The following is a 23,731-nucleotide window of genomic DNA, read 5'->3' as shown; positions in this document are numbered from 1 at the left end:
ACTAGCTCAAACTCCTATTTCAACGACTTATAGCGATTTCGTCACTTTTACTCCGAAAAATCCATCTACATTTACAAGTTCACCATACGCCACCAATACATCATTTACATAAATACGAATTGGCTCGTCAATATCCTCATCCAGTACAACCGCTTCATTCTCTTGTAAACTTAAAATATCTTGAATTGTTTTCACTGTGCTTCCAAATACAAACTTCACATTCATTTCCACATTTTGTAATATTGATGTGTCCATATATACTGGTTCCATTTGTTTTACTTCTTTAAATTCAATAGGTTGCACAACAGGTTCTACAATTTTTTCTTCTTCAATTTCTTCCGTAACAATCTCTTCTTCCTCTTCCATCATTGGATATAGAAGTCTTCTTACCATTTCTTTCGCTTCTGAAATCGGTAAAATTTGATACATTTTCGATTGAAGCAGGTCGCCAATTTCAAGGTTGAACGTAATTTGGACGAGTTCGTCCACTTTCATTGACTCTCCCAAATATTCCATTTCTTCTTTTAACGTTACGAATTTAACATTTGGTGGTGTCATGTCCATTTTTTCTTGAAACATTTCTGACATCGCCGTCGCAGCATGCCCCATCATTTGGTTCATGATTTCTTTAATACCGCTCAGTTCTAATTCACTAAGCTCCTTCTCTGGATCAACTTCCCCTGTTCCCATCATCATTAAATCTACCATTGTTAAAGCGACATCTTTCGTAAATACGAATACATTTTCATTCTTTAGCCCTTCAACAAAATCAACATTTAAAATAACAAACGGGACTGGTACTCCGTCATAATGACGAACATTGATTGATTCTACATTGGGCGTACTAATTGTAACTGGCTGATTTAATAGTGTTGATAATACTGTTGAAGCTGAACCAATTGAAATATTTGCAATTTCACCAAGGACATCTTTCTCTTCTTGTGTTAAATGCTCTTTTTCAACTTGTTCTTCTACAATCTCAGTTTCCACTACTTCTGCTGGCTCATCTTTTTCTTCTACTCCACCAGATAATTGCATTAATTTATTTACCATTCGTTTCGCATGTTCAACTGAAACAATTTGCACAAGTTTAGAGTTTACAAGATTATCTATCTTTAAATCAAACGATACTTTAACAATCGTTTGATTCCCATCAATCTCAGAAATTTTCTCCATTTCTTCTGATAACTTTACAACTTTAATTGTCGGCGGAGACATATCTACTGTATCTTGAAAGAATTCTGACATAGATGTAGCTGCGAACCCCATCATTTGATTCATCGCTTCTTGTACAGCACTTAGCTCTAATTCACCAAGTTCTTTTCCGTCTTCCACTTCACCTGTTCCCATCATCATTAAATCAGCAATGGATAATGCAACATCTTGCTTAAGGACAAGAAGGTTTTCCATATCTAATCCTTTTGTAAAATGAATGTTTAATACAACGTGTGGAACTTCGACGTCGCTTGAATCATATAAATCTACCAATTCTATGCGAGGAGCAGTAATACTTACTTGCCTATTTAAGATTGTTGATAATACAGTCGAAGCTGAACCAAATGATATATTTGCAATTTCGCCAAGAATATCGCATTCTTGAGGCGTTAAATGCTCATTTTCTTTTTCTAGCACAATTGTGCTCGTATCCCCTTTTGTGTGTTGCTCAGGCATTTTCTCTGCCTCCTCATTTCTGTTTTTCTATCAAATGATATAAACTCTCATTTTATTTTAACAAACTTATTATATAAAACGTTAATATGTATTTATTCCCATTTTTAGATTAGTAACGATTAGCCAAAAAGCTCCCCAATTGTATACAAGTGGGGAGCTTTCCTTCATTCCTATTATAAACCTTCTGGGTTTAAAATGAGGACCACTCGTCCATCACCGAGAATTGTCGCACCAGAGAAATAATTCGAACTCTCTGCAAAGAAGTCACCTAATGACTTTAGGACTATTTCTCTTTGACCGATAATTGTGTTTACAATAAGTCCATAGCTGCGATGTGTATTACGAACAATTAACACAGGAACCATTTGACCATCATATGACGCAAACGCCTCATCTACTGTTTTCTCACCAAATACAGTACTTAAATGCTTCACTTCAATAATTTGATTACGGTAATTTAACACATCTTTTCCTTGTAAGGATTGGATGTCTTCTCTCTTAATCCGAATTGCTTCAACAATATTACCAAGAGGGAAAGCATAACGTTTATCATTCGTTTGAACAAGCATAGATTGAATAATGGACAACGTTAATGGCAGTTCAATTCTAAATGTACTACCTTTTCCTTCTTCAGAATCAATAATTAAATGTCCACCTAAACTATGGATTGTATGTTTCACTACATCTAATCCAACGCCACGCCCAGAAAGGTCGGATACAACTTCAGCTGTACTAAATCCTGGTTGGAAGATCAAATCAAATACTTCACGGTCCGTTAATTTATTTGCCTCAGATTCTGTTACAACACCATTTTTAATCGCTTTTTCTAATACTTTCCCTTTATGAATTCCATTTCCATCATCCGTAATTTGAATAACGACATGATTGCCACTATGAAACGCTTCTAATTTAATCGTACCTGTCTCATTTTTCCCTGCATCACGACGTTGTTCAACAGTTTCAACACCGTGATCAATTGCATTACGAATTAAATGGACGAGTGGATCACCGATTTCATCAATAACAATTTTATCAACTTCGGTGTCTTCACCTGTAATTTGTAAATCGATTTTCTTCCCTAAATCTTTCGCTAACATACGTACCATACGCGGGAAACGATTGAATACCGTTTCAATTGGTACCATACGCATGTTTAGTAGTACATTTTGAATATCTTTTGAAATATCGCCTAATCGATTTAAATGCTCAATTAATTCCTTGTTTTGAATTGCTTGTGCCAATTCATCTATACGACCACGCTCAATTACACTTTCTTCAAACATGTTCATTAATCTTTCAATTTTTTCTAATTGAACACGTATGGAACGATTTTCCACTTTACCATTTTTCGTTTTTGCAGCGCTTTTAGCAGGTGTAGCATTAGCAGATTGCTTCGATACTTCTTTAGTTGATTCCACATGCGTAGCCGCTTGTAAATCTTCCTGCATAGCTTCTTGTGTACCCAATTCTTTCGAGACTACTTCTTTTGATGTATGTCCTTGCTTCACTTCTACTTTCTCAATTTCAGAAACATGAAGCACTACTTGTTTTAATTCTTCTTCACTTTGATCAGTATCCATAAATACTGTGAACTCAAAACCGAAAGCATCTGCTTCAATTTCTTCAATACTTGGAACTGTTTTTTGTACATTACCTACATTTTGCAGTGCTTCAATACACATAATTGCACGTACTGCTTTTAAAATAGCATGTTGCTCAACAGTTATATGCACTTCATGCGAAACTGCATCATCATTATTTATAGGTTGTTGCTCAATATATTCCGCAGGAGTTTCTACATTGCCATTCAATAATGCTTCTAATTTCTGCTTAGTTGTAATTACATCAATATTGCCCATTCCGCCTTGTTGCACATCTGCAACCATCTTCTCTAAATTATCAATGCACTCAAAAATCACATCAATAATCTCTGCATTTACAACTATATTTCCATGACGAATTTCATCTAAAACGTTTTCCATTTTATGCGTTAAATCCGCCATTTCCGTAAATTCCATACTCGCTGACATACCTTTAAATGTATGGGCTGAGCGGAAAATTTCTCCCACAACATCCATATCAGTGGGATTTTGTTCTAAAGTTAGCACATTTTCATTTAGCGATTGTAAATGTTCTTCTGATTCCTCAAAAAATATATTTAATAGATCTGTTTGCATTTTCATCCCCTACCTGTCTAACAAACATTTCATTTATGTATAACAATTTAGTGTTTTAAAGCAAGAAAAAAGGGGGCCACACGCATATCCGCTATCAATGTTTAGATTCCTTGTGGCACCCCTTCTATATTAGCTGTTTGCTACTTTTGTTAAAGCTTCAATTACGCGATCCGCTTGGAATGGCTTTACAATAAAGTCTTTTGCTCCACCCTTAATTGCATCTAATACCATACCTTGTTGTCCCATTGCAGAACAAATAACAACTTTTGCACTTGAATCAATTTTAATAATTTCTTTTAACGCTTCAAGTCCGTCCATTTCTGGCATAGTAATATCTAATGTTACAATATCCGGTTGAAGTTCTTTAAACTTCTGAATTGCTTCTACTCCATTCTCTGCTTCACCAATAATTTCAAACTCAGAATTACTTTTTAATAAGTTTTTAATCATCGTTCGCATGAACATCGCATCGTCTACAACTAAAATTTTATGTGCCATTCTTTTTAATTCTCTCCTTCTATGTATAAATATATCTTAATATTTCACCTTATCATTCTCACTCATTATACAAAATAAAATGATAAAATTTAATATTTTTTTAAAAGAATTTTCGTATTTTCATTATTTTATTATTAAAATGATAATATACTATTCTTTTATGTAAATGACAACGCGACGGTTTTTCTCCCAATTTTGCGGTGAATCATTTGGTACAACTGGCTTTGTGTCTGCATATCCTACCGCAGCTAGCCTTTTATCATCCACATTATACACTTCGATTAAGTGGTGAATCATATTAGCTGCTCTTGCTGAAGACAGCTCCCAGTTAGAAGGGAATTTGTCATTATGAATAGGTCTACTATCTGTATGCCCTTCAACAACAATCGGATTTGGTACTGATTGGAAAAATCCAACTAATTGACTTATTATCTCTTTCGCTTCCGGTTTAACGTTCGCGTCACCCGTATCAAATATTAAATTATCTACTATAACGACGCTTACTCCCGTATCCTCTCGATATACATTCACTTGACTAATACCGTTATTATCTACATATGCTTTTAACTTTTTATATAATTCGTCCATTCTCTTTTTAGAGACCATTTTTTCATCATTTTTTTCATGTGAAATATCTGGTATTGTATTTCCCATTACTTTTGCATCTACTTGCTCCACGTCACTAAACTTTTCAAGCATCTTTGACAATTTTACTGCATCCTGCTTTGATGTAGCAACTAGTAATACAAAGAAAGTTAATAATAACATCGTTAAATCTGTAAAAGTCGTCATCCAACGAGGCGATCCCTTTTGCGGTCGTTGCATCATAACCATACCACTCCTTGAAATATTAGGCTGCTCGTTTTACTTTTTTTATCTTTGTTTCGTATACATATGTATCGAGTTTCAATTTTAATTTAGAAGGAATTTGACCGCGATATAATTCTGAAATCGCTTCAATAACAAACTTCTTCTCTGTATATAAATCTTCAATACCACGATACACTTTTTCAGCAAGAGGGATTGCAATCATATTTGCAAGTACTGACCCATACAACGTCGTTAACATCGCAACTGCCATCCCTGTACCAATTTGCGATGTGTCTTGCAAGTTTTGAAGCATAATGATAAGACCGATTAAAGTCCCTATCATGCCCCAAGCTGGAGCGAAATCGCCAATTTTATCTAATAATGCTGCCCCTTTTCTTAACTCATACACTTCCGTTTCAACATCTTTCATTAACACTTCTTTTAATTCATCTTCATCGTAACCACTTAACATTAATCGAATTCCTTTTTGAATAAAAGGATTGTCTACTTGCTCTCCATCAACTTCTAAAGAAAGTAGGCCGTGTTTTTTAGACTTTTTAGAAAAATCAACAAATAAATCCGTTAACTGTTCTAAATTTTCTTCTTTTCTATGTAAAACAGTAAAGATGCTTTTCGTATATTTTTTTATTTCTCCAAATCGATATGCCACAACAATTGTCGCTGTAGTTCCCCCTATGACAATTAAAATAGATGAAACATCTAAAAAGTTTTTAAAAGCTTTTATTCCGCCGCCGCCAATCATAATTGCCGCTATCACTATAGCAAAACCTACTATAATGCCGACTGGGCTAGAAATGTCAAACTTCCTTTTTCTTCTTTGTGGTCTAGCAAATCCTTGATTTTCGTCTCCCATATTCCTGCCCTTCCCTTTTCATTTTTATAAAACATTTTTTTATTTTAATAATGCGTTTTCACATATAATAAGTATTATACGCTTATCATCTGTTTATCGCAATATACTCATAGAATTGACACATTTCATTTCCATATTAGAATTACAGTATGGAAATATGAGGAGGATTACAATGGAACATAACATTTTACAAGTCATTGCACTAGCAGAAAAACTAAAATATGAAATGCGACATAGCTGGCTTTCTAACGGACGTCAAGAAAGCGTTGCTGAACATACGTGGCGCATGTCTCTAATGGCCATTTTAGTTGAGCCTTATTTAGATCAAAAAGTAAATATTGAAAAATTACTTAAAATGGTTATCATTCACGACCTAGTCGAAGCAGAAGCTGGTGATATTCCTGCTTTTGATACAATGAATAGTCATGAATTACAATTACAAAAACAAATAAATGAGCAAGAAGCCATTTTAAATATTAAACGAACATTAAAAGGTTCTCTCGGTGAGGAATTATATGATTTATGGATGGAGTTTGAAGCGAAAGAAACGTACGAAGCAAAAGTAGCTAACGCACTTGATAAGCTTGAGGTGAAAATTCAGCATAACGAAGCTGATATTGATACATGGCTACCAATTGAGCATAAAATGACTTTCCAAGTAGCAAAGCATACAAACTTTGATTCTTTCCTATCTAAATTACAAAAAATGATTGAACAAGATGGCGAAAAGAAATTACTAGCTGCTGGCATTGACGTGGAAGCTTGCAAACGATAATGAAAAGACACTCAATTTGAGTGTCTTATTTCATTATCGTTGATACAGCCTGCTTGTAAATCAGTTGTTGTTTTCCATCAACTAACATTAAAACGGTAAATTTGTCTATTGCAACAACTTCTCCTACTATTCTAACGCCACTCTTTAAAAAAACTGTAACAATACCTTTTTCTTCTTTTATTTGTTTATATAACTCTTCTTGTAAATGTTCCAAATACTTTTCTCTCCTTTTTCGCAAAATATCTTAATATAAAAAACTGCAAATTATTTATGTACTTTATCTTTTACATTCATAAACTTATTAATAAGTATATCTAAATCTCGGCTAAATAACAAAACTTTATCATGTTCCAATCCATGTCTAGCAACAAGTTGAATTAGCTCTTTTTTTTTGTTTTCTATTTTATTGTGTAATTTTCCCATCTCCATCTCTTTACTAAAACTCCCTTTTCCCATAATATTACTTGTAAAATTATAGTACAAATCCTCTCATAAAAAAATATAAAAATGGGTTTTTTTACAATTTTTATATTTTTTATGAACAAATCGCAAAATATATAACGATTTCTTCACATATCCCTAGCACAATATACAATCAAAATGACCATACAGGCGTTTGTCTAATTACAAAAGAGACTGGCTCCTTTTCCATACAAAAAACATACTGTATATAGTAGTCCATGAATTATATAGATTAACTTACTCAAAAGGAGGAAAACATATGAGCTATGGTGGAAGTTGCGCTGGTTTCGGCGGTGGATTTGCTTTGCTTATCGTACTATTCATCCTTCTAATCATCATCGGATGTAGCTGCTGGGGTGGCGGCGGATACGGATACTAATATATCCTATCCTTAACAAATGAACGAAAAACTATACGAAAACAGCTCATATTTGAGCTGTTTTTTCATACTTTCGTATGAAGTGATATCCCTCTTTTTTGTGATTTCAACTAATAAAAAAACGTTTACTATGAAATAAGAAATGTTTTACTAAGGAGGATTACAATGATTAAAGGTCTTTACGAAGCACATTTACCTGTCAGTAACTTAAAGATATCAATATCTTTTTATGAATCACTTGGACTGAAATTATATAAAAGAGGAGATGATATTGCTTTCTTTTGGATTAAAGAAAACGAAAGTTGGCTCGGTCTTTGGCAAGGCACAGAATACAAAGTTAATTATCATCCCTCTTTAAGACACATCGCCTTTCAAGTAAGCTTACATGATTTAGAAAATGCGATTCATTGGCTAAATCAAAAAGGCATTTCAGCACGAAAAGATTTTGGAATGGAACCAATTGAACCGATTGTTTTTCCAGAATTAGCGCATGCCGCCGTATACTTTAACGATCCTGACGGAAATAGTTTAGAATTAATTGCACAATTACCTATTGGACTTCCTACAGCGGAGAAAGTGTACTTAAGCGAGTGGAAAAAACAAGTTCAAGCATCATCATTACATAAAGATTAAATTTTATGTCAGTTTCTTATTCCACACTTCTAAAAACAAATAAAAACTTCAATAAACTATTTTACGGGCAAACGTTAAGTGTACTTGGAGATTGGTTTCATACTGTAGCTTTATTAACATTCATCTATAGCATAACGGAATCTCCGTTTATAATCGCACTCACCTTTATAAGTAAAGGATTGCCTCAACTTCTGCTTAGTCCTTTCATAGGCGGAGTTGTAGATCGTTTTCCTAAAAAGAAGATTCTTATTTTTACCGATATTTTACGAGGCATAATCGTCCTCACTTATTTATTTGCACTATATAAAATTGAGATTTTTTTCATTTCTAATATATGTTTATCCGTACTTTCTTGTTTATTTGAGCCGGCTAAACAAGCAACCTTAAAAAATATCGTACACCAAAATCATTTCGTAACTGCTAACTCTCTTTCTAGCACAATTAATAGTTTTATGTCTATTATGGGGGCTTCTTTGGGCGGAATCCTTGCACAATCTTTACATATTGAGTTCGCTTTTTTAATCAACAGCCTAACGTACTTTATTTCAGCCTATTTTATCTATACTATGAGTGTCCCTTCTCATGATATTTGTAACAAGAAAAAACCATTTTTTACTGATATAAAAGATGGTTACACATACATATTACAAACAAAAATCATTTTAACGTTAATTCTTGTCGGCATTTCATGGGGTATGATTGGAGGCGCTTATCAGCTACTTATAACGATCTATGCCGAAAAAATTTTCCACACCAATATTGGAATTTTATATACGGTTCAAGGGGCTGGGCTTATGATTGGAAGCCTCCTCGTTAACTTTTATATATCTAAAAATAAAGAAAAAATGAAAAAAGTATTCGGTTGGGCCTATTTCCTACAAGGAATTTTCTTTCTCGGATTCATTTTGTCCAATCAACTTATTATCGGTATCATTACATTGCTCTGTATGCGCATAGCAGGAGGAATCATCGTTCCACTTGATACAACATTACTTCAAACTTATACGAAGGAAAATATGATGGGTAAAGTTTTTTCATTCCATTATTCCATTTACGGATTTCTTATTCAGCTATCTATGTTTTTTACTGGAGCGCTTTTAGAAGTCCTTTCTCCGCAAGTTATTGGTAGCCTTTTAGCTATCTGCTGTATTTGTGTTAGTTTTATATGGCTTTACCTGTTTTATCGCGGGAAACTGAGTGAAGAATCTACTATCACTTAATAGCATGTTTATGTACATGCTATTTTTATTTATGTCGAAATATAAAGGAAAAAGGCGATTTATTTACCTTACGTTCTATTTTTTTAGAATGTACAATAAATTTAGATTATAAGAAAGGAGATGTCATAATGTTTGACGATAGACTTACTATTTCAGCTGAGCAGCAAAAGCTCATTTCCAACGCAACTCGCATTCAAATTCTTCACCTTTTAAAAGATGAAGCACTCACTGCAAAGCAAGTAGCTACTAAACTAAATAAATCTGCTGGTAGCGTTCATTATCACGTTCAAATTTTATATGATGGAGGATTACTTGAATTAGTAGAAACGAAAGAAAAACGAGGAATTATTGAAAAATATTACAAGGCAAAATCTGCTCATTTCTATATTGAAGAAAGCGGCACAGAGGGAACGAATACAGGCAGTCATATTGTATCTCATTTATTTTTAACTCCAGAGGAATTACAACAGCTTACTTGGGAAGTTACACAAGTTTTATTACGCTGGGAGAATAAAACCGCTCGTCAATCAAACTCTGAAGAGGAATACGCTATTTCCTGCAGGATTAAAAAACAATGAAAGAAAGGGCCATTTGTTCATGAAAAATAAATTATTATTATTGTCGGGAACAGGAATTTCTCGTTTAGGTGATTTTATGTATCTCATCGCCTTAAACATAATGGTGTTAAATAGCACAAACTCCCCTGCTGCTGTAGCAGGATTATGGATTGTAGGTCCAATTGCCACCGTTGTTACAAAAATATGGTCTGGTAGTATAGTAGATCGATTAAACAAACGGTCCATTATGCTCATCACAGATATAATTCGGGCAGCTCTTATTGGCTGTGTTCCACTATTTGATTCTATTTGGGCCATTTATATTTTTATCTTTTTGACTCGCATTGCTACATCATTTTTCGATCCAGCATCATTTTCTTATAGAACAATGCTCATACGAGCTGAAGAACGCGCTCAATTCAACGCTTGGAATAACTTTTGTACAAGCGGGGCTTTTATTATCGGTCCAGCCCTTGCTGGAATACTTCTCACCACGTACTCAGCACCCTTTGTAATTTACTGCAACTCACTTTCCTTTCTACTTTCTACCATTCTCATTTACTTCTTGCCAAACATTACACTACAAACAAAGCAAAACGAAGAAGTTGCAAATACTTTCGTACAAACATTACGAAGTGATTGGAAACAAGTTTTTTCATTCGCTCGAACTGAAACTTACATCATTCTCATATTCGTTTTATTTCAAGCCACTATGCTTGTTTCTATGGCGCTCGATTCACAAGAAGTTGTATTCACAAAACAAGTACTGTTTTTATCCGACATGGAATATAGCATGCTTGTTAGTATAACTGGTGCTGCGTATATTTTCGGTTCATTTCTTGTTTCTCTCTTTGCTAAACGATTACCGATTCAATATTGTATCGGATTCGGTATGATTTTCACAGCAATAGGTTATGTAATTTTCGCCTTTTCAAATTCATTTATAGTCGCGGCAGGCGGTTTCATTTTACTTGGCATTTCTTCATCATTTGCTGGTACCGGCTTTATAACATTTTATCAAAATAACATCCCTGTACATATGATAGGACGTATCGATAGCGTGTTTGATTCCATAAAAAATTTCATCCAAATCTTTTTCATTTTAGCAATTGGAGCGTCTGCTCAATTTCTTTCCGTTCAAATTACTGTAATAAGTAGCTCATTACTCATTCTTTCCCTTTCCTGTTTATTAGCAATCCGGGTAATGACGCCTTCACGAGAAAAATATTTTAACGCTACAGGATCATCAACTGCAAGATAAAAAGCGGCTATGTTGTCGCTTTTTTTCGCGTATTAAAGGGCAGCAAGCCCCCCACTGATTAAAGTTTCACTTTATGTTAAAATATGTATTGGATCTGATTATGTAGGAGGGCAATTTTGGAGATTATATTCATTTTCATATGTATTATATTAGTAGCTTCTATTTTACAGACAAGTACAGGTTTTGGCTTTTCTATTATGGCAACACCTTTCTTACTCATGTTATTTCTACCACAAGAAGCTATACAAATAAATATCATTTTATCATTAATTATTTCCATATCACTCATCTGGAAAATAAGAATGGACATTGATTTTATTCTACTGAAAAGATTAATTTTCGGAAGTATAGCTGGTGTTCCCTTTGGTATTTTCATTTTCACTTCCATTAACATCAACACTTTTAAATTAGCAATTAGCATCCTGCTCTTACTATTAACGTTGATGCTAATATGCAACTTTAAAATTAAATCAACAAAATCTAGAGATTTCTTAGTGGGTGGATTATCCGGTCTTTTAACGACAAGTATCGGTATGCCCGGACCTCCCCTGTTACTGTACTTTACAGGAACTGATACGAAAAAAGAAAAGTTGAGAGCAACTACTTTAGCTTTTTATCTATTCATATATTCCATTAGTCTACTAACTCAAATACTCTTTACTGGCACAAACAAAACAATTTGGGAATCAAGTTTTTATGCAATTCCAATCGTATTTTTAGGCTTGTATATAGGTCAAATTATTTTCAAATGGCTTAATCAACGGATTTTCAAAATATTTACGTATATCCTTTTGAGTTGTACGGGTATGTATCTTCTTATTGAAAGTTTGCATTTGTTATAAGTAAGTTTTTCAAAATAATATATGCTTTAGATTGTACAAAAACATATAGACTTAAACGATAAAAAGCGGCTATTATGCCGCTTTTTATTTTCACTTAAACTAACATTTCATCACAAACCTCTGTTACATTTTTAAAGTATTGCAAGTTCTCCTTCACTTCAGCTTCATTAAAAGGCAGGCCTGCATTCAGGTCTGCCTTTTTACTCATTTCTTATTAAATCCTTTTTCATGTAAAAACTCTTTCATATGCATTCTTTTTTCTTTAGACATAAACGAACTCATTGATTCCGTCCATGTTACGTTTTTCTTGTTTGCTAATCTTTCTTTATAATACGAGCTCATCGTTTCATCGTATTCGTTTAATAATTCATCATATTTCTTTTCATCATATCCATTTTCATGAAGGATTGCCGCTACTGGTAAACGTGGTTTCACTCCATGATCTTCATCTGGTACACCAACTGTCATTCCGAATACAGGATATACTTTATCCGGTAAATGAAGCAATTCACTCACTTCTCTCGGGTTATTACGAATACCACCAATATAACAAATGCCGTATCCTAACGATTCTGCTGCTAACGCTAAGTTTTGCGCGAACAATGAAGCATCTACTGTCGCAACGATAAAGTCTTCTACTCCTTCATGCTTTATTTCTGTACCATGTTGTTCACACGCCATTTCAAGTCGTTTTAAATCTGCACAACAAACAAAGAATGCTGCGCAGTCTTTCACGTGACGATTTCCGGATAGCTCTGCTAGTTTAACTTTTAGGTCTTGATCTGTTACATATATAACAGAATACGCCTGTACAAAATGCGAGGAAGCAGCATGCTGCGCAGCTTGCACCATTCTTTCTACTACATCTTTTGGAATTGATTCTTCTTTATATTTACGAACTGAAACGTGTTGCTCTATTTTATGTATGATCTCATTCATGAAAAACACTCCTTTTTTCTCTTCATAATGAAAAATTAACATATCTTTTTTAATATTCACAACTTATAAGCACAAAAAGAGCAATTCTTTTTGAATTGCTCTTTTTTAAAACGTCTATTAGTACGGTAAATGAAATTATATTAACGATTTTTCGAATATATCGACTTACCAACAAATACCGACAGGTTTACACCAAATTATTTCTTGCCTTATTACGCTGTTTTCAAAACTTTAATACCTTTTACGATATTCCAAATGAAGTAATAAATCCCTACAAGAATGAACACCGCATATGTGATCATCATGCCAATTCCAGCGCCATCAGATTGGTTGAATCTTAAACCATATATGCCGGATACTGCTAATCCACCAAATAAAATCGCATACGGGAAAATATGTGACCAAAATGCTTTTTTCGCGTGGTACTTCACTTCATCCTCCGCAACGAAGTACACGATAATTGGCAGTAAAAATGGTGCAAAAAAGATACTAAAGTAACATAGTGAAGATAATATATTATTTCCTTTCATCCGATTCACCTCTAAATAGTTTTTGTTATCTTCATTATGTCAGGAATCCACTCTAGAAACTATCGCTTTACCTTTCATAAACATGACATCTTTGTAAGATTTTCATCAAAAATAATCCCACCTGGACTTCCAGATGGGATTATTTTTTCTATATTCGATTCATAAACCAATATTGCGTAATAGCTAAATACTCTCGTATATTCGATGGAATGACAATTCGCTTCGGTGTTTCGGCCGGGAGACCTTCTAATTGTAGACCTTGTTTTGCTGCTATTTTTTTCGCTCTAAACATATGGAAGTCGTTTGTTACGATCATTCCCTTTTTCATATTGTCCGGAATTAACGGTTTTGAGAATTTAATATTCTCATCTGTACTCGTTGACTTATCTTCCATTATAATGCGGTCTTCTGCAATTTTTAGTTTCATTAATCCATTTTTCATTGCTAATGCTTCTGAAATATCTTCTCCTTTTCCTTTCCCTCCAGATACTATAGCAATTGTTTTCTCATGTGATTGTAAATACTCAGCTGCTTTATCAATACGATATTGCAGTGAGTACGACGGTTTCGTTCCATTTACTTTCGAGCCTAACACAATCATATAATCCGCATCGTAGGTTGCATTCATATGTCCATGCTTATATATGTTATATTGTAAAAATCCCGCATAAACGGCGCAAATCATTATAATTCCTACAATATACTTAATTATTTTTTTCTTTTTCATATCCATATACTCCTATGTTCTTTTCTTCTTTCATCATAATATCCATTTATTTGTTTGTATACAGACAAATTCCAATTCAACCTAATTTATCCTCTCAAAAGTAATATTTATATTCCTTTCGGGAACAGTAAGTACAACTTTGCACGAAGGAGTGTCTCTATTGCTTCTCTTTTTATGTAACGTATCGTTCTTTTTTATCTTATTTTTACTATCACTTAAAATGCTCGGTAAATCTGCTTTAGCACAACTAACTCCTCATGATTTTGGTGCTATTATCTTTTTATCTTATTTAGCTTTTCAGGCCATACCTGTCTCTGGTGCTTTGCAAGCTTTTCTCGGTATGGTCGTTATTACATGTTTGCATTTGCTTCTTACAAAATTAAGCTTACTAAACAAACTAAATCGTTTTATTCTCGGGCACCCTATTATTTTAATTAAACATGGTGACATTATTTTTGAGAACTTACAAAAAAGTAGATATCCCATTGCTGAATTACTTTCTAACCTTCGCGTTGCAGGATACCCTAGCGTTCATGAAATTGAATATGCTATTTTAGAAGCAAATGGAGCCATTAGTATTTTACCAAAGCGTGAACTTGTACCATTAACTCCAAAAGATTTGAACATAGATGTTACGTATGCTGGATTACCAATTGCCCTTATCGTTGATTCGCAAATTCAATACGATAACTTAAAGTTAATTCATAAGGACGAAAAATGGTTATATAAAGAATTAAAAGAAAAAGGCATCACAAATATTAAAAGCGTTGCTTTCGCGTCTGTTCAAGAAACAGATGGATCTTTTGCGATTAGTTTAAAAGAATAAAAAAATCCCCTTACTTGCTCAAGGGGATTTTCTTCATTATATCGCTTCTTTCTTTCCTGTCATATTTAACGGAACAGGATGTTTCATACGATTCATCGTAAATACGATAATCGCTGTCAATACTTCAGCTACTGGCATAACGAGCCAAATTCCATTTATCCCAAATAATTTTGGCATAATCCATAATAATGGAATAATAAATAGTAACCCTCGGCTCATTATAATAAGCACTGATTTTTTCGTTTGTCGCACTGATTGGAAGTACTCTCCATACACAATGTTATAGCCTAAAAATACATATTGGATAAAGAACAAACTAATACCCGTTAATGTTAACTCCAATAACTCTGGAGATTGGACATCAAATAGACCAATAATATATTTCCCGAAGAATAATCCGATAACTATTGCAATACCACCGAGTACTACCGCAATTTTTACAGCGAACCTTAATCCTTCACGTAATCTCTCTGATAAATTTGCACCATAGTGAAAACTAGCGATTGGTTGCAATGCTGCTCCAACGCCGAAAAATAATAGTAATGTCATCGCATGAATACTATTCACCATCGCATAGGAAGCGACTCCTACTTCTCCTGCGTATTGAACGAACGCGATATTAAAACCAATCGTTACTATCGCTACTGTACTTTCTGCTGTAAAGCTAGGGAAACCAATTACCATAATTTGTTTAACAGTATCCCATTCAAAATGGAATTTCGTCCACTTTAAAATACTACTTTTTCTAAAGAAGTGTGTTAATAATACAAGGAAGCCAATCGCTGCTGAAAGAATAGTCGCTGAAGCCGCACCTGTTACGCCCCATCCAAAGATGAATATAAAGATATAGTCAAACACTATATTTAATACAGCCGTTACAACTAGACCTGCCATTGCTAAATTAGGATTTCCATCATTTCGTATAAATGTACTTAAAATATTTTCTAAAACGTATATCATTCCAAATGTTAATAACACATGTAAATAGTCTAACGCATACGGTAAAATCACTTCGTTTGCACCGAATAAGTATGCTAAATCTTCTATTCTCCATAAGCAAATCGCTGCTAAAACACCTACGATAATTACAGCTACCGTCATGGATTGCGTAAAAATAGACCTTGCTCTTTCTAATTTATTTTCACCTAGTGCAATGGAATATAACGTTGCCCCGCCCATTCCAATCCATAATGAAATAGAGAAGAAAATTGAAAACGCTGGAATAGCCACGTTTACTCCTGCTAATCCGTTTGCTCCAACTCCCCTACTTATCATAACCGCATCAATCACAATATTAACTGACATTAATACCATTCCAAGAACAGCTGGTATTAAATAAGAAATAAATAAACTTTTTATCGGTTTTTCTCTTAATTTTTCTGTTGTTTCCATCATATAAATGCTCCTTTTTCAATGCTCTGTTCATAGTTTAAACCTTCAAGTTACTTGAAGGTCAATAGAGAATTAAAAAATAGGTAACTTAATTATTGTGTTTGATGCCAATTTGTAATGATACGAGTCCTACATCTTATTGCTTTGTTTTTTCATTATAGGAATTTGAATTTCTGTTACTTGTTCCTCTGGATTGTCTGTTACAGACCAATCAATTAATGCAATTTCAATCGCATCTCCACTTACTTCGTATCCTTCTTGATCAATATATTTCATTAACTTCTTATATGTTTCATCCGTTTCTTCATATGGTCCATGATGATATACACATGCGAACATGCCTTCTTTAATTTCATCTGAACTATGTATTTGAAAAGGCATGTAATCCAACAAAATAAAAACACTGCTATATGCTTGAAACTCATTTTGCATGAATCCTTTTTTTGCAACTGTTACACCGATATCTCCAGAAAATAAGCTATCATCCATTTGTCTCATATTTTTTTGCAGCGAATGAATATAGTACTCAAACATATCATCCGTCGTATCCGGGGCAACCGCAATTGCTGTAATTTTCCGCTGCGGAATCTCTTTAATTACCATTTGTTCAGCTTTTGCTTTTGTTGCTTCCTTAATTAAATGAATTCTATGTTCCATTTTCGCCAAAGCATACTCAATTTCTCTTTGTTTTTTCAACATCATTTCTTGTTGTTTTTCTAATAAATTGAGTGCGTATGCTGGATTTCTTTCATCGATATATTTCTTAATTTCCTTTAATGGAATATTTAATTGGCGTAAAAACTTAATCGTATCTAATAGTGAAAATTGATCGATTGTGTAATAGCGATAATTTGTTTGCGGGTCCACAATGGACGGATGAAAAATTCCCTTTTCATCATAATAGCGTAAAGTAGATTCCGCTATATTATGCATTTTTGCCATTTCTCCAATTGTAAAACGTTTATTTAATAACATATACCCTTCTCCAATTCATAAAAAATGTAGCCTTATTTCTTCTTATTATATAGTGATTCCCTCCATACCTAAATCGAATCCTATCATGAAAATCTGCTATTTTTCCATTGATTTTTCATACATTTTATTATATATTAATTACAGGTTCAAGTTACGAGTTCAAAAGAACTTGTAATACGACCCTTTGTTTAATGGCTTTTACATATTTTCATTAGGCAAATTCCGAGAAATCGTATGATAAAAATAAAAATGATGAGGAGAGGATCAGATGGACTTCGAATTTTTCTTTCAAATTGCACTTATTTTATTAAGTACAAAGCTTGCTGGTGACCTTAGTGTTAGACTAGGTCAACCTTCTGTACTAGGTAAACTAATTGTCGGTATCGTTATCGGTCCAGCTATATTAGGTTGGATTGAAAATTCAGAACTTCTAACGCAATTAAGTAATGTCGGTGTTATTCTTTTAATGTTTATGGCAGGACTTGAAACAGACTTAGAGGAATTAAACGCAAATCGTAATTCTTCTTTAGCTGTTGCACTTGGAGGTATCATTCTACCATTCGTAGGTGGTTACGTTTCTGGTCTTGTTATGGGAATGGAACAAGGAAATGCTGTATTTTTAGGATTACTTCTATGTGCGACAAGTGTTAGTATTTCAGTTCAAACACTTCGCGATTTAGGCAAGATGAAAACACGTGAAAGTACAACGATGCTTGGCGCAGCTGTATTTGATGACATTCTTGTCGTTATTTTATTAGCATTTGCAATGAGCTTCTTAGGTACAGACGATGTTAACTTAACAATGGTTATCTTGAAGAAAGTTGTATTCTTCGCTTCTATTATTTTAATCGGATGGAAAGGTGTTCCTGCGATCATGCGCTGGTTATCACCACTTCGCGTATCTGAGTCTATCGTGAGCGCGGCTCTTATCATCTGTTTCTCATTCGCTTACTTCGGTGAATTATTAGGAATTGCTGGTATTATCGGTGCTTTCGCAGCTGGTATCGCTATTTCTCAAACGAACTACAAGCATGAGGTAGAAAAGAAAGTAGAACCAATCGCTTACGCTATGTTCGTTCCAGTATTCTTCGTTAGTATCGGTATGAATATTACATTTGACGGTATTGGTAATCAAATTTGGTTCATCCTAGCATTAACAGTAATCGCTGTATTAACGAAACTAATCGGTTGTGGATTCGGTGCACGAATGACTGGATTTGATGCTAAGTCTTCTGCAATTATCGGTGCTGGGATGGTTTCTCGTGGTGAAGTTGCACTTATCATCGCAGGAACAGGACTTTCTTCAGGTCTATTAGCACAAGATTACTTTACAGCTATCGTTATTGTCGTTATTTTAACTACAATGATTACACCACCAATGTTAAAATACACTTTTGGTGCAAAAGATAAAGCGGTGAAAGCAAGTAAATAAGCTTTCTACAATAAAAAGAGATTACTATCTTATAAGATAGTAATCTCTTTTATCATTTTATCTTTACACAATTCCATTCTTTTTTAACCAGTTTTCAAAAATAATTCGCACTTCTTCATCATCCATATCATTACGAAATGAATACACCATAATGCCGTATTCATCTATATATTCACCTAGTTTCATTTCCTCCACTTTTTTATAAAAGTCGTCTGCCTCATAGTGCGGAAATATAAGCATCCTAAACTGGTTCATTTATTCTTTTGTACGCCGTCACTTCTAAATCATATCCATCTTCATAATATCCGATGTGATAATGTTGACTAGAATCATATTTCTTCATAATAATTCCCCTTCCCTTGAAAATTTATCATATTTCACATAATAAACAAAAGCGAGCTGTATATTACAGCTCGCTTGATTCATTAAATACGTTCCATCGCTGTCTTCAACGTTCCAACAACAAAAGCAATTTCTTCACTTGAAATAACAAGCGGTGGTGCTAATGTTAAGACGTTATTATATCCTGCTGTTGTCATGCCGTTTCGTCCTATAATTAAGCCTTTTTCTTTACAAGCATTTACAACACTTGCAATTTTGTCGTTATCAATTGGCTCTTTCGTTTCTTTATCATTTACTAGTTCAATTCCAACTAATAGACCTTTTCCTCTAATATTCCCAACAAGTGGATGCTCTCCAATTTCTTCTTTTAATTGCTCTAATAAAAGCGAGCCCATTTGTGCAGATCGCTCAATTAAATTTTCATTTTCCATAATCTCTAAGTTTTTAAGCGCTAATGCACAAGCTGCAGGATTTCCACCAAATGTATTAATATGACGGAAGAATTCATATTCTCCCTTCCCTTTAAATGCTTCATATATTTCTTTTTTCACAGCTGTCGCTGATAACGGTAAATATGCGCTCGTAATCCCTTTTGCCATCGTAATAATATCCGGCTGAACGTCATAATTCATAAATCCAAATGCTTTTCCTGTACGTCCGAAACCGCAAATCACTTCATCGCTAATGAGAAGTGCACCGTGTTTTTGACACGTTTCATGAATAGCTTTCATATAGTTTTGTGGCGGCATTAAAATGCCCCCGCCCGTAATAATTGGTTCCATAATAAAAGCTGCAATCGTTTCACTTAATTCCCATGTCATAACGCGATCTACTTCTTTTACACATTCCACATCATAAATATTCTCTCTTTCTATTCCAGGCATACGATAACAATCTGGCGGCGTTACATGTAAAAATCCTGAAGCAAATGGCTCATATTGATATCTACGCTGTGCTTGTCCCGTCGCTGCCATCGTTGCCATTGTATTTCCATGATATCCGCGGTAACGCGACATAAATTTATAACGATGCGGTTCACCTTTTTGAGCATAGTATTGCCTTGCTATTTTAAAAGCCGTTTCGTTCGCTTCCGAACCACTATTAGAGAAGAAAATAACATACTCTCCTCCAAGCCACTCATTTAATTTTTCAGCAAGCTTTATAGCCGGTTCATGCGATTGTGACATCGGAAAGTATGATAATGTTTGTAATTGCTTATAAGCCGCCTCTGCGAGCTCTTTTCTGCCATATCCACTATTCACACACCAAAGACCACTCATACCATCTAAATATCGTTTTCCTTGTATATCTTCAACCCAGCACCCTTCTGCTTTTGCCCCTACCATTGTATTATTTGGACTAAAGGGACGCATTCCGTGCCAAACATATTGCTCATCTTTTGCTAATAATTCATCAGTCTGTTTCGTTTTCATCATTTCTTCCACCTTCCATAACAACTTATTTTTCACAAAAGCTGCGCTGGTGCCATGATGATTTAATTTTCTCCCTGCTTATTTTCATTCCACAAAATTAAGACAAAATCCTACTTACAATACAGTAATATTTACAAGAAAAAAAGAGCTTTTCTTATATATCGAAAAGCCCTTCTCTTTTTAATGGGAAGACGCATCACTAACACCATGACCTGTATTAGATTTCACAAGAATCTCATCAAATTTCGCAGCATCTTCTTTCTTACTAGATAACACGGTTCCTAAATATGCTGCAAGGAATCCAAGCGGAATTGAAATAATTCCAGGTGTCGTATATGGGAATATCGCTTCCCCAACAAATATAGCTTTTCCGGCTAAAGGGTTCCAGACATTTGGACTTAACGCTACGAGAACAATTGCTGATACAAGACCAACAACCATACCCGAAATGGCACCTGTTGTATTGAAGCGCTTCCAATATATTGTGAATAATATAACTGGTAGATTTGCACTCGCTGCAACTGCAAATGCTAATGAAACTAAAAATGCTACGTTCAATGTTTGAGCAAATAACGCTAGTATAATGGATAATACCGCTACTCCAATAGACGCATAGCGAGCCATTGACACTTGCTCTTTTTCCGTTGATTTCCCCTTGCGAATAATTTCATTATAAAAATCATGTGCGAATGCTGATGCTGCTGTTAATACAAGTCCTGCCACTACTGCTAAAATAGTTGCAAAAGCAATTGCTGATACGAAAGCAAATAAGAAATCTCCACCTAACGCTTTAGCTAATAAAGGTGCTGCCATATTACCAGCAGGGTTTGCTTTCATAATTGCCTCATTTCCTACAAATGCCGCTGCTCCAAACCCTAAGAAAATCGTCATAATATAAAATGCGCCAATTAACCACGTAGCGTATACAACAGATTGACGTGCTGTTTTTGCATCACGTACTGTAAAAAAACGAACAAGAATATGTGGTAATCCGGCAGTACCAAGAACTAGTCCTAAATTTAAAGACAGTGTATCAAGACCATCCTTATACTTTACTCCTGGATTTAAAAACGAATCTTTTAACGGAGTAGCAGTTTTCATTTGCGCGAACATTTCAGTCACACTAAAATTAAATTTGGAGAAAACGATAACAGAAATAATAAATGTACCAGCCATAAGTAGTACAGCCTTAACAATTTGTACCCAACTCGTCGCAGTCATTCCGCCAAAAATAACGTACACTGTCATTAATGTACCGACGATTAAAACTGATGTCGTATATTCGATCCCTAATAATAATTTAATAAGTGCACCAGCCCCAACTAATTGTGCAATCATATAAAAAATCGAAATCGTCATTGTATTAAGCGCTGCAACGCCGCGAACTTTTTTCGCATCAAAACGTGCCGCAATCATATCCGCTAACGTGTACTTCCCTAAATTTCGAAGCGGCTCTGCAACAAGGTATAGAACAACTAAGTAAGCAACTAAAAAGCCGATACTATAAAAGAATCCATCAAACCCAGTTAATGCGATCGCTCCAGCTATACCAAGAAAAGACGCAGCAGACATGTAATCTCCCGCAATGGCCAGACCATTTTGCCAACCAGTTAATCCCCCTCCAGCTGTATAAAACTCACTCGCATTTTTCGTTTTCTTCGACGCAAAATAAGTTATGACGAGTGTACCAAGAACGATGATTAAAAATAATGCAAAAGCGGTTATATTCAAAGTCAGCCCCTCCCTTTTTGCATATCTTGTAGAATTTTTTGCGAGATTTCATCAAAGGATTCTGCTTTTTTGCTATAAATCATACATAATGACCACGTCATTATAAATTGCGCAAATGCAAACACCCATGCCCACGTAACATCCCCAAATGCTGGTGTATTGAGCACCTTTGAATACGATGTTAAAATAGGTAATGCAATAAAAAAGCTTAAAAAGAAAATACTCATCGGAACGATAAACTTCTTTTTCGTATTTAATAGCAATTGAAATTCTTCTGACTGAACAACCTCTGTATAATTAACCTCATTTTGTAACTTACGTGCTGACGTATCATCTCGTTTCATTCTCCGATCCCCTCTCTTACTAGAAATACAATTCCCCCTTGCATACCTAAAGACTAAATTTTATAAATATTCAGAAACTTATTTCCATTTTAGACAATCCATACATTCCTGCAAAGATTTTTCGATAGACATTTTTCGGCATTTTCCCCTAAGTTTTTAATATACTTTTTCAACATAAAATTTACGTACTTCAATCTCATACCAGTCAAGATTTGATGCCCATTAAAACAGAATAAAAAAGTAGTGCTTATCGCACTACTTCTGCCTTTTTCTCTTTTTCTAAATTACGAGCTGTTTCGCTTAATTCAACGTCTTTTCCATCTTTAAGCGTTCCAAATATGAAATCGAATACTGGATTTGAAACACCAAACCAAAACTTTTCATTTTTATAATGGTGTAATATGTGCTGTTTTTTGAGCCATCGCCCAAACTTAGTGAACGGACGAATCGGCTTATGTGCAATATAATGTTTCCATTCATAAACGAGAAGCATGATAATCATTCCAATTCCGAATGAAAGTGTAATAGTAACACTTTTTGTTATACCATATGCTATAAGTAAATATATAGTAAAGCTAGGTATACTAAACCATACAGGCAAAAACAATAGTTTTAAATCATCTGGATATACGTGATGATCATAATGTAATCTTCTTAACATTTTTAATAAAAATACATTTTTAGGTGGCTTTAAATGGAATAAAAATCGATGTGTCATATATTCGTTAAGCGTATAAAAAACAATCCCAAACAAACACGCGAACATACCGATCCATGTGAAAAATTGCATTTTTAAAATAATAATGAAAATAAATAAAATACTATACATAATAACGATATCATGTTGTAAAAAGAACTCTTTCCCCACTCTCTTCATCTTCCTTCCCCCTTTTCTAAAAAA

At 34.3% G+C, this 23,731-nt stretch carries 25 protein-coding genes and 2 pseudogenes; 9 read left to right on the top strand and 18 right to left on the bottom strand.

Going from position 1 to position 23,731, the window contains the following annotated elements:
- Nucleotides 1–27: 27 nt before the first annotated feature.
- The 5 genes from J0835_RS08310 to J0835_RS08290 form a co-directional block, all read right to left on the bottom strand.
- Nucleotides 28–1,671: a flagellar motor switch protein gene (locus tag J0835_RS08310; RefSeq protein WP_001115029.1), complete on the bottom strand. Its 1,644-nt coding sequence runs from the start codon at nt 1,669–1,671 to the stop codon at nt 28–30.
- 173 nt (nt 1,672–1,844) lie between these two features.
- Nucleotides 1,845–3,848, bottom strand: a complete 2,004-nt coding sequence (locus J0835_RS08305) for a chemotaxis protein CheA (protein ID WP_087980049.1) — start codon at nt 3,846–3,848, stop codon at nt 1,845–1,847.
- A gap of 129 nt (nt 3,849–3,977) precedes the next feature.
- Nucleotides 3,978–4,346, bottom strand: a complete 369-nt coding sequence (locus tag J0835_RS08300) for a response regulator (protein ID WP_000940570.1) — start codon at nt 4,344–4,346, stop codon at nt 3,978–3,980.
- Nucleotides 4,347–4,496: 150 nt separating this feature from the next.
- Entirely contained in the window at nt 4,497–5,174 is a 678-nt protein-coding gene (locus J0835_RS08295; RefSeq protein ID WP_048566819.1) for an OmpA family protein, read from the bottom strand.
- Between the two features lie 22 nt (nt 5,175–5,196).
- A complete protein-coding gene (locus J0835_RS08290; RefSeq protein WP_048566818.1) occupies nt 5,197–6,030 on the bottom strand; it encodes a flagellar motor protein MotP in 834 nt (277 codons plus the stop codon).
- A gap of 172 nt (nt 6,031–6,202) precedes the next feature.
- Here J0835_RS08290 and J0835_RS08285 point away from each other — a divergent pair, with 172 nt between their 5' ends.
- Complete coding sequence (locus J0835_RS08285; protein WP_064476552.1) at nt 6,203–6,805, top strand: HD domain-containing protein; 603 nt, start codon at nt 6,203–6,205, stop codon at nt 6,803–6,805.
- 25 nt (nt 6,806–6,830) lie between these two features.
- Here J0835_RS08285 and hfq read toward each other — a convergent pair whose 3' ends face one another.
- Both hfq and J0835_RS08275 read right to left on the bottom strand, forming a co-directional pair.
- Nucleotides 6,831–7,019, bottom strand: a complete 189-nt coding sequence (hfq, locus tag J0835_RS08280; protein WP_071743559.1) for an RNA chaperone Hfq — start codon at nt 7,017–7,019, stop codon at nt 6,831–6,833.
- A gap of 50 nt (nt 7,020–7,069) precedes the next feature.
- Nucleotides 7,070–7,288 carry an aspartyl-phosphate phosphatase Spo0E family protein gene (locus J0835_RS08275; RefSeq protein ID WP_033656016.1) on the bottom strand — a complete coding sequence of 73 codons (219 nt, stop codon included), beginning with the start codon at nt 7,286–7,288 and terminating at the stop codon, nt 7,070–7,072.
- A 238-nt stretch (nt 7,289–7,526) separates the two neighbouring features.
- Between J0835_RS08275 and J0835_RS08270 the strand changes: the two genes are divergently transcribed.
- The 6 genes from J0835_RS08270 to J0835_RS08245 all read left to right on the top strand — a co-directional run bounded on the left by J0835_RS08270 (nt 7,527) and on the right by J0835_RS08245 (nt 12,159).
- Complete coding sequence (locus tag J0835_RS08270) at nt 7,527–7,646, top strand: YjcZ family sporulation protein (RefSeq protein ID WP_000120179.1); 120 nt, start codon at nt 7,527–7,529, stop codon at nt 7,644–7,646.
- A gap of 165 nt (nt 7,647–7,811) precedes the next feature.
- Complete coding sequence (locus J0835_RS08265; RefSeq protein ID WP_087980048.1) at nt 7,812–8,279, top strand: VOC family protein; 468 nt, start codon at nt 7,812–7,814, stop codon at nt 8,277–8,279.
- Between the two features lie 5 nt (nt 8,280–8,284).
- Complete coding sequence (locus J0835_RS08260; protein ID WP_087980047.1) at nt 8,285–9,499, top strand: MFS transporter; 1,215 nt, start codon at nt 8,285–8,287, stop codon at nt 9,497–9,499.
- Nucleotides 9,500–9,627: 128 nt separating this feature from the next.
- Nucleotides 9,628–10,077, top strand: a complete 450-nt coding sequence (locus J0835_RS08255) for an ArsR/SmtB family transcription factor (RefSeq protein ID WP_000459092.1) — start codon at nt 9,628–9,630, stop codon at nt 10,075–10,077.
- Between the two features lie 19 nt (nt 10,078–10,096).
- The gene (locus tag J0835_RS08250; RefSeq protein ID WP_087980046.1) at nt 10,097–11,317 is read left to right on the top strand and encodes an MFS transporter; all 1,221 of its coding nucleotides are present in this window, start codon (nt 10,097–10,099) and stop codon (nt 11,315–11,317) included.
- 116 nt (nt 11,318–11,433) lie between these two features.
- Nucleotides 11,434–12,159, top strand: a complete 726-nt coding sequence (locus J0835_RS08245) for a sulfite exporter TauE/SafE family protein (RefSeq protein WP_087980045.1) — start codon at nt 11,434–11,436, stop codon at nt 12,157–12,159.
- A 94-nt stretch (nt 12,160–12,253) separates the two neighbouring features.
- Here the strand turns inward: J0835_RS08245 and J0835_RS08240 are convergent.
- From J0835_RS08240 to J0835_RS08225, 4 genes and pseudogenes are all read right to left on the bottom strand, one after another.
- A pseudogene (locus J0835_RS08240) lies at nt 12,254–12,331 on the bottom strand (glutamine amidotransferase); the annotation flags it as partial.
- A 32-nt stretch (nt 12,332–12,363) separates the two neighbouring features.
- Nucleotides 12,364–13,098: an oxygen-insensitive NADPH nitroreductase gene (gene nfsA, locus J0835_RS08235; protein WP_087980044.1), complete on the bottom strand. Its 735-nt coding sequence runs from the start codon at nt 13,096–13,098 to the stop codon at nt 12,364–12,366.
- A gap of 212 nt (nt 13,099–13,310) precedes the next feature.
- Nucleotides 13,311–13,628, bottom strand: coding sequence for a DUF4870 domain-containing protein (locus tag J0835_RS08230; protein ID WP_087980043.1), 318 nt, complete (start codon nt 13,626–13,628; stop codon nt 13,311–13,313).
- A gap of 148 nt (nt 13,629–13,776) precedes the next feature.
- Nucleotides 13,777–14,355: a YdcF family protein gene (locus J0835_RS08225; protein ID WP_087980042.1), complete on the bottom strand. Its 579-nt coding sequence runs from the start codon at nt 14,353–14,355 to the stop codon at nt 13,777–13,779.
- A 160-nt stretch (nt 14,356–14,515) separates the two neighbouring features.
- On the opposite strand from J0835_RS08225, the gene J0835_RS08220 reads away from it, so the two are divergent.
- Nucleotides 14,516–15,181 (top strand): DUF421 domain-containing protein, encoded by a 666-nt coding sequence (locus J0835_RS08220; protein WP_000923941.1) that lies wholly within the window; start codon nt 14,516–14,518, stop codon nt 15,179–15,181.
- A gap of 36 nt (nt 15,182–15,217) precedes the next feature.
- Here the strand turns inward: J0835_RS08220 and J0835_RS08215 are convergent, their stop codons facing one another.
- Nucleotides 15,218–16,573: an MATE family efflux transporter gene (locus J0835_RS08215; protein ID WP_087980803.1), complete on the bottom strand. Its 1,356-nt coding sequence runs from the start codon at nt 16,571–16,573 to the stop codon at nt 15,218–15,220.
- Nucleotides 16,574–16,702: 129 nt separating this feature from the next.
- Complete coding sequence (locus J0835_RS08210; protein ID WP_087980041.1) at nt 16,703–17,548, bottom strand: MerR family transcriptional regulator; 846 nt, start codon at nt 17,546–17,548, stop codon at nt 16,703–16,705.
- Nucleotides 17,549–17,816: 268 nt separating this feature from the next.
- Here J0835_RS08210 and J0835_RS08205 point away from each other — a divergent pair, with 268 nt between their 5' ends.
- The gene (locus J0835_RS08205; protein WP_087980040.1) at nt 17,817–18,980 is read left to right on the top strand and encodes a cation:proton antiporter; all 1,164 of its coding nucleotides are present in this window, start codon (nt 17,817–17,819) and stop codon (nt 18,978–18,980) included.
- A 63-nt stretch (nt 18,981–19,043) separates the two neighbouring features.
- Here J0835_RS08205 and J0835_RS08200 read toward each other — a convergent pair.
- The 5 genes and pseudogenes from J0835_RS08200 to J0835_RS08180 all read right to left on the bottom strand — a co-directional run bounded on the left by J0835_RS08200 (nt 19,044) and on the right by J0835_RS08180 (nt 23,707).
- Nucleotides 19,044–19,323, bottom strand: a pseudogene (locus J0835_RS08200) (DUF3986 family protein).
- 82 nt (nt 19,324–19,405) lie between these two features.
- Nucleotides 19,406–20,755, bottom strand: a complete 1,350-nt coding sequence (locus J0835_RS08195) for an aspartate aminotransferase family protein (protein ID WP_140386722.1) — start codon at nt 20,753–20,755, stop codon at nt 19,406–19,408.
- A gap of 180 nt (nt 20,756–20,935) precedes the next feature.
- The gene (locus tag J0835_RS08190) at nt 20,936–22,486 is read right to left on the bottom strand and encodes a solute symporter family protein (protein WP_087980037.1); all 1,551 of its coding nucleotides are present in this window, start codon (nt 22,484–22,486) and stop codon (nt 20,936–20,938) included.
- A gap of 2 nt (nt 22,487–22,488) precedes the next feature.
- A complete protein-coding gene (locus J0835_RS08185; protein ID WP_000817375.1) occupies nt 22,489–22,830 on the bottom strand; it encodes a DUF485 domain-containing protein in 342 nt (113 codons plus the stop codon).
- Between the two features lie 247 nt (nt 22,831–23,077).
- A complete protein-coding gene (locus tag J0835_RS08180; protein WP_087980036.1) occupies nt 23,078–23,707 on the bottom strand; it encodes a sterol desaturase family protein in 630 nt (209 codons plus the stop codon).
- Between the last annotated feature and the right edge of the window lie 24 nt (nt 23,708–23,731).

This window comes from Bacillus cereus group sp. Sample62 (genome assembly GCF_036851315.1).
Lineage (GTDB): Bacteria > Bacillota > Bacilli > Bacillales > Bacillaceae_G > Bacillus_A > Bacillus_A wiedmannii.
Note: the sequence above shows the minus strand (reverse complement) of the source record. Positions and strands in the feature narration are given on the sequence as shown.